This window comes from Pseudomonas mandelii, assembly GCF_006438925.1.
In the GTDB taxonomy this organism is placed as follows: Bacteria; Pseudomonadota; Gammaproteobacteria; order Pseudomonadales; family Pseudomonadaceae; genus Aquipseudomonas; species Aquipseudomonas mandelii_C.
Map to the genome: position 1 here is coordinate 52,589 of NZ_RCZA01000019.1, position 6,370 is coordinate 58,958.

A 6,370-nucleotide genomic window follows, 5' to 3' on the forward strand; every position below is an offset into this window, starting at 1 on the left:
TCCATTCGTCTTCGAGGGCTTGTAGATATACCTTTGAGGCCTCTCCCGAAAAACAGCGACTACTGCATAATGGATTTGCACATATGCAGACCAGGGAGGATATGAAGCATGGCGTTGCAAGCAAATTGGGACGATCTTCGTCTGTTGTTGGCAGTCTCGCGGCGTGGCAGCTTTCTTCAAGCTGGCCAGATGCTGGGTATTGCGGCGTCTACTGTGTCCCGCCGGTTGACCCAACTTGAGAGCGCCCTGGGCGAGCTACTCGTCGAGCGGGGCGTTGAAGGATGCTGGTTGACCTCGCGCGGCCAATCCCTCGTGGAAGTTGCCCTAGCGGCGGAGGCGGGCTTGAGGCGTCAAACCGTTGCTGGTATGTCCGGGCTACACACAGAGCTATTTGGCAGTGTCCTGGTCAGTGCAGGAGAGGGATTTTCGTCTTGCGTGCTGGAGGCTGCGAGTCGCTTCACCTCTCTTCACCCGCGTTGCTCGGTGGAGTTGATGGCAACAGCCGACTTTCACAAGATTGTCCGCGGCGTGGCAGACATTGCTGTACGCACAGCTCATCTAGGCGAACCGTCGCTGATTTATCGACCAATAGGCAGGCTCGCTTACGGTGTCTTCGCCGATGCAGGTTATCTGAAACGGTATCCAGGGGTGACTCCGGCCACGGCGGTTAATATTGCCTTGCTTCCTCCGCTGGACATGTTGCCGCAAATGCGTGCGGCAAAGGCCGCGGGTCTGGAACGCGCGCAGATCAGCGTGAACTCGTTCGCGGTTCAGCTCGAATCGGTGAGGCGAGGAATGGGTGTGGCAGTACTGCCCCGTATTCTGGCGAAGGACCTGATCGAGTTGTTCCCGGATCTCCAACTTCCAGATATGGAAGTCTATCTGGTGACCCGGCCTCAGGCATTGAAACAGGCTCACATTAAATGTTTTTTTGCCATCCTGGAGCAGGTGCTGCTCGAAGCCCTTTCCATAGAAAATGTGGAAGGTTACCTCTTGGGGGGCGACCTGAAATGGGTGCATGGGGGCGCTAGCCAAAATAATTGAGATTGGTTCAGTCATGACATCAGCTAACGAAGTTACCAATGAAACCATGACCGGCAGAGATCGACCCAAAACAGTTATACGTAAGCGCTTTATTAGGAGCATCGCCCAAACCCCATCCTCTCCCCGTGTCGCTTTCAGAAATCGGGATGAGGGTGTGAGTTAATTCAGCGATGCGTCCTGGTTTTTTATGAGCGCGAACCACGTCGTAGCGAGGTGTGACCAGGCACGGACACCACAGTGTTCGTGCCGCATGTGTGCATTCGCCGCCAAGTCGTCCATGCGTAGCGCATGGCGAAAGTTAAGTTTCAGCCAGGCAAGCGTCTTGGCGATGTGTTGGCTCCGATCTCTTCCTTGAACAGCGGCGCGAGTGTTTCAAGCAGCTCAGGCTCGCTGAGTAGTCCGACCAAACGCCCCAGTGCAAGCGGCTCGACAGTTGATGCTAAGTCAGAATGTCGACGCGAGCAGTGCGGGAGGGTTGGTGGGGTATGAAAGCTCGTCGCAGTTCAGTCGAGAATATAGCCGCCTGTTCGGAGAGCCGCCGCAGCGGGACATAAAACGCATGCGCTTTCAGTAAATAGGTTACAGCTGTGAATAGTGATCTGCTCATAGACAAAGGAGTGAGCGCGTCAAAAAAATTCAAAGTGTTTAGCAGACCCTCTGAAGCGTTTGAATCTGGTTTTTTTCGTCTGGATTTGCACCTCTTGTCGGCGCCCATGAACCTGCGTCGAATCCAGTTGACCCATCAGAAATAGCTCAGGGATTGCATTGCTATGAATTCAATGAACAGGCCATTGAGGTTCGGCATTGAAGAGGAATACTTCATCACTGATCTGGACACTCGACACATGTGCGAGCAGCCTCCCGGCGCGTCGATTGAAGCGTGCAAGCGGGTGATGGGCGATTGTTTTGCTTATGAGATGTTCCAGGGGCAAATCGAAGTGGCTTCCCCCATTTTCACCAGCATTGCGCAAGCAGAGGAGTACCTTGTAACGGCTCGAAAAAGGTTGCGGTGCGCACTTGAATATTTTGGCCTGGGGCTGCTCTGCGCCGGGAGCCACCCTCTGGCCGACTGGCGTACGCAACAGGCCACTGGGCAAGATCATTTTCTTCAACTGTTTGAAGACTACCAGTGCGTAGCTCGGCGTAGCCTGTTATCCGGTTTGCACGTGCATGTTGAAATTGCGAGTCATCTGGATCGCATTCAAGTGATGAACGAAGTCTTGCCGTGGATGCCGTTGCTGCTGGCACTCAGTAGCTCCTCGCCATTTTGGGACGGCGCCGACAGCGGCTTTATGAGTTACCGGCAGACGGCGTGTGACGAGTGGCCGAGGATGGGCATACCGGAGTTCTTCGAGGATGAAGCTGCCTATGCCGCCTATGTCGCATTGTTGATCCGTACCGGTACGATCAAACAGGCCAGCGAATGCTGGTGGGGAGTGCGGCCTGCTGCGCAGTATCCGACCCTGGAATTGCGCATGACCGATGCCTGCCCACGCCTGGAAGATGCCCTGTGCATTGCCTCGTTATTTCGACTACTGGTCGCCTACGCCATGGATCAACCTCGGCCGGGATCAGCCTACTCGCAAGCGTCCCAATGGATTCTCAAGGAAAATCGCTGGCGGGCAAAACGATTTGGTATCCATGCGGCGTTCATCGTTGAAGGTTACGACCGGCCATTCTCTGCCGAGCAGTGGCTGTTCCTGGCGGAACAGATGCTGGGTGACACAGTGCGGAAAATGCGCGTGGAAAACGTCTTTTCTCAAGCTCGCCGAATCCTGCGGGAAGGAACCAGTGCAGAGCGGCAGAGGAACGTCTTCAAACGAACCGTACGCGGCGGAGAGAGTGTTCCTGCAGCGCTATCTCAAGTCGTGGACGAATTGCTGATGGAAACGGCGCAATAGCCTTGTAGCAGCAGGCTTCGCCAGCTGCTACAGGATTGCGGGTTTCTTAACTGACCGCGCTGACCTCAACCACCGCTGACTTTCCAGTGTTTGACATCGTCGGCGAAGACCATCTGCTGCATCTCATGAGCGATGCCGTAGGCCAGGGATTCGTGGGCTGCGATGACTTTCTCTTCCGCTGAAAGGCAATGGAAAATATCGAGTTTGGTTTCTGCCTCAGCGGTTTCGAGGTTAAAAATCTGTACATAGCGGGCGAGGTCGTTGTCGAGGCTCGACAGGTACTCGCGCAAGCGTTGATGGTCGACCGATTTTTGACTGAAGTACCAGTTCATGGGGTGAATCAGGAAGCGAGCATGCGGCGACGTGATGCGTCGGCTTGCCGCTAAAAACATGATAATGCCCATCGATTCGATGTTGCCCGCATTAATCGCGCACAGCGGCACCGGCAATGACTTCAGAAAGGTATAGAGCGTGAAGCCGAAATTGGTGCTGCCACCACACGTGGACAGGTTCAACAGCAGCGACGTGGCACCTTGATCGATGGCTTCAAGACAACAATCCCTGAAGCGCTCGGTCGTTCCCTGATCGATCTGGCAGTGAAAATGGACGATGTGTTCGGTCATCGACTGACCTCCCATGCACGACGTTCGCAGGATTCAAAAGCCTTTATAACCTGGTAAAAATCTGAACTCTTTTGAAAAATAATCCAATCGCAGGGTGATCGGCGGTGACTGTGCCGCCAGTCGCTCAGGGCAGATTTTCCGGGAACTATCTTGCCCATTCCGCCCGTCCCGAGAGGGGCATTTTCGTTCAAACTTTCGATTTTTCCTGACCTCGTAATTGTAGGCGAGCACACGCGCTCGTCTTTGAGAAAGAAAGAGGTGAACAAAAATGGCTAACACCGAAAACAACAACCCCGGAAACTTTGGCAATGACCGGGACAAAGCCTCAGAAGCCGGCAAGAAAGGCGGGGAGGCATCAAGCGGTAATTTTGCCAACGATCCACAACGGGCTTCTGAGGCTGGCCAAAAAGGTGGCATGGCTTCAGGCGGACAGCAGTCAAAAGATGCTGACCGTATGTCCGGCGGTGGTCAGGGCGCAGGACGCGGAGGCAGCTTTACCGACGACAGCGACAAAGCCTCGCAGCCGGGCCAGAAAGGTGGCCAGGCTTCGGGCGGTCGGCAATCCACCGATGCGGATAAGTCGACCAGCGGCGGCCAGGGAAGTGGTCGCGGCGGTAACTTTGCCGACGACAGAGATAAAGCCTCTGAAGCAGGGCGAAAAGGAGGTGAACAAGGCCCTGGTAGCGGACGTAAATCCTGATGAGGTGTGATTCACATCAAGCCCCGTGTTTTTTCGGGGCTTGATTTTTATCTCTGGGTGTACACAGCAGATGTGCTGTCAGAGTCAATTCGCGCGCATCAGAATGGCTTGCGCGCGTCCAATGACCGGCGCATCGACCATTTGCCCATCCAGTACAAAAACGCCGTCACCTGAGCTGGCGGCTTCGATAATGCGTTGCGCCCAGAGAAGTTCTTCAGGGCTGGGTTTTAACGCCTGATGGATGATCGGCACTTGGCTCGGATGGATGCACAGCGCGCCACCAAAGCCCATGTCGCGGGCAAATTGAATGGCATTGTGCAGGCTTGTGGTGTCCTCGATTGAGGGGAAAACACCGTCCAGCGCCGGGGCCAGGCCGGCAACCCGAGTGCTGAGCAATACGGCGTAGCGGGCGTGGCTGAGAACCTCTTCGGCGGCACGGCTGCCTATAGTCAGATGCAGGTCCAGGCCCAGATCGAGGCTGCCGAACGATAACCGCTCAACGCCATTGGCGCTGGCAATCTCATTGAGTGCAGCCAAGCCCTTGGCGCTTTCGATGATTGGCCAGATGGGCTTTTCGGTGGCAGCAGCCGTGAGTACTTGCCCCGCGCTTTCTGCTTTGGGCAGCAAGACTCCGATCACGCCGGCATGGCGTCGGCAAAGCTCCAGATCCGCCGCGTGTGCCCAGTGATCCGGGGCATTCACTCGAACCAGAATCTGCGCATCAGGGTTTTCACTCAAGAAGCGCTCAAGGTTATCCCTGGCCTGTTCCTTGAGGTTTTCTTGCACGGCATCTTCCAGATCGACAATCACCTGGTCCGCGCCGCTGGCGAGGGCTTTGGGGATGCGCTCTGGACGAGTGGCCGGCACAAACAGGGCGGAGCGAACGATCGATGCACTCATGGTGTTTCTCCCTCACTGAATTCGATTTCACCGATTTGTGCGGTGCCGTCCTGATTGCCAGCCCAGACCTGCGCCTTGCCGCTATCGATCAAGCGTCCGCCGACCTCGAAGGGTTGGGGCGAAATCAGCGGTCGGAGCCCACGGAAGGTGAAACGCTCCAATCGTGCGGTCGGGTGCGCTCTGGTAAAAGCACGTAAGTTCAGTGTGGCGATCAGAGGGCCATGCACCACCAGCCCCGGATAGCCTTCGGTCTCGGTGACGTAGGGCCAGTCGTAGTGAATCCGATGCCCATTGAAGGTGACCGCGGAATAGCGGAACAGCAGGGTGGAGGAGGGTTCGACCTGGTCTTGCCATTGGCCTTCAGGAATCGCTTCGGTTCCGCTCAGTTTGGGCGCAGCGGGCTCTCGGTAGACGATGTCCTGCTCGTCCAGAAGTGCGCGCTGGCCGTCCTGGAAATACTCATGACGTACCGTGACAAACAGCAACGACCCGGTCCGACCGAGTTTCTCTTCGACATTGAGAATGGTCGATACACAGGTCACCTCCGCCTCTACTTTCAGAGGCTGGTAGAACTCAATTCGACTGCCGGCCCACATGCGATTGCGGTTGTGGGCCGGTGGCAGGAAGCCGCCGAGCGCCGGATGACCATCCGGGCCCAGTTCGCTGGCCGCAACCGGTTCTTGAAAGAATGCCCAATGCCACAGCGGCGGGAGTGGTTCGCCGGGCTGCGGCGCCACTTCGCTCAACGTCGCGGCAATTCGCTTAACCAGGTTGAAGCTGATTCGGTCCTGGCTTTCCTGGCTGCGGCCAATCCAGGCTGAAAAATCGGAAATGCTCATATCCATCGCTCCTGTCGGTCAGTGATCAGGCCAGGGCGGCCATTTCGGGTATGGCTTCAAACAGATCCGCCACCAGGCCGTAATCGGCCACCTGGAAGATCGGCGCTTCTTCGTCCTTGTTGATCGCAACGATCACTTTGGAGTCTTTCATGCCGGCCAGGTGCTGGATCGCGCCGGAGATACCGACGGCGATGTACAGCTGTGGAGCAACGATCTTGCCGGTCTGACCGACCTGCATGTCGTTGGGTACAAAACCGGCGTCGACCGCGGCGCGGGAAGCACCGACAGCAGCGCCCAGCTTGTCAGCCAGGGCGTACAGGTGTTTGAAGTTGTCGCCGTTCTGCATGCCACGGCCGCCGGAAA

At 56.4% G+C, this 6,370-nt stretch carries 7 protein-coding genes and 2 pseudogenes; 4 read left to right on the plus strand and 5 right to left on the minus strand.

Annotated features, from left to right (window positions below; genetic code table 11):
* Positions 1-108: 108 nt before the first annotated feature.
* Positions 109-1,044, plus strand: coding sequence for a LysR family transcriptional regulator (locus tag EAH74_RS30520; protein WP_076031405.1), 936 nt, complete (start codon positions 109-111; stop codon positions 1,042-1,044).
* 249 nt (positions 1,045-1,293) lie between these two features.
* On the opposite strand, the pseudogene EAH74_RS33515 reads toward EAH74_RS30520, so the two are convergent.
* Positions 1,294-1,463: pseudogene (locus EAH74_RS33515) on the minus strand (AraC family transcriptional regulator); the annotation flags it as partial.
* Between EAH74_RS33515 and EAH74_RS30530 the strand changes: the two are divergent.
* Both EAH74_RS30530 and EAH74_RS30535 read left to right on the plus strand, forming a co-directional pair.
* Positions 1,460-1,618 (plus strand): annotated as a pseudogene (locus tag EAH74_RS30530) (AraC family transcriptional regulator); the annotation flags it as partial. The pseudogenes EAH74_RS33515 and EAH74_RS30530 sit on opposite strands and share 4 nt — an antisense overlap.
* Positions 1,619-1,823: 205 nt before the next feature.
* A complete protein-coding gene (locus EAH74_RS30535) occupies positions 1,824-2,945 on the plus strand; it encodes a carboxylate-amine ligase (protein WP_140683919.1) in 1,122 nt (373 codons plus the stop codon).
* Positions 2,946-3,010: 65 nt separating this feature from the next.
* Here EAH74_RS30535 and EAH74_RS30540 read toward each other — a convergent pair whose 3' ends face one another.
* The gene (locus EAH74_RS30540; protein WP_111449600.1) at positions 3,011-3,568 is read right to left on the minus strand and encodes an ATP-dependent Clp protease proteolytic subunit; all 558 of its coding nucleotides are present in this window, start codon (positions 3,566-3,568) and stop codon (positions 3,011-3,013) included.
* Positions 3,569-3,836: 268 nt separating this feature from the next.
* On the opposite strand from EAH74_RS30540, the gene EAH74_RS30545 reads away from it, so the two are divergent.
* Positions 3,837-4,268, plus strand: coding sequence for a general stress protein (locus EAH74_RS30545; protein WP_140683914.1), 432 nt, complete (start codon positions 3,837-3,839; stop codon positions 4,266-4,268).
* Positions 4,269-4,352: 84 nt separating this feature from the next.
* Here the strand turns inward: EAH74_RS30545 and EAH74_RS30550 are convergent, their stop codons facing one another.
* The 3 genes from EAH74_RS30550 to EAH74_RS30560 all read right to left on the minus strand — a co-directional run.
* Positions 4,353-5,168: an HpcH/HpaI aldolase/citrate lyase family protein gene (locus tag EAH74_RS30550; RefSeq protein WP_140683915.1), complete on the minus strand. Its 816-nt coding sequence runs from the start codon at positions 5,166-5,168 to the stop codon at positions 4,353-4,355.
* Positions 5,165-6,007 (minus strand): FAS1-like dehydratase domain-containing protein, encoded by an 843-nt coding sequence (locus EAH74_RS30555; protein ID WP_140683916.1) that lies wholly within the window; start codon positions 6,005-6,007, stop codon positions 5,165-5,167. Before EAH74_RS30555 ends, EAH74_RS30550 begins: the two co-directional genes overlap by 4 nt.
* A gap of 25 nt (positions 6,008-6,032) precedes the next feature.
* Positions 6,033-6,370 (minus strand): FAD-binding protein (locus EAH74_RS30560; RefSeq protein WP_205012931.1); only part of this gene is annotated, 338 nt, incomplete at its 5' end.

Excerpts from the sequence above, each read along its gene's own strand:
- EAH74_RS30520 (WP_076031405.1), top strand. The coding sequence starts at position 109 with ATGGCGTTGCAAGCAAATTGGGACGATCTTCGTCTGTTGTTGGCAGTC.
- EAH74_RS30535 (WP_140683919.1), top strand. The coding sequence starts at position 1,824 with ATGAACAGGCCATTGAGGTTCGGCATTGAAGAGGAATACTTCATCACT.
- EAH74_RS30540 (WP_111449600.1), bottom strand. The coding sequence starts at position 3,568 with ATGACCGAACACATCGTCCATTTTCACTGCCAGATCGATCAGGGAACG.
- EAH74_RS30545 (WP_140683914.1), top strand. The coding sequence starts at position 3,837 with ATGGCTAACACCGAAAACAACAACCCCGGAAACTTTGGCAATGACCGG.
- EAH74_RS30550 (WP_140683915.1), bottom strand. The coding sequence starts at position 5,168 with ATGAGTGCATCGATCGTTCGCTCCGCCCTGTTTGTGCCGGCCACTCGT.
- EAH74_RS30555 (WP_140683916.1), bottom strand. The coding sequence starts at position 6,007 with ATGAGCATTTCCGATTTTTCAGCCTGGATTGGCCGCAGCCAGGAAAGC.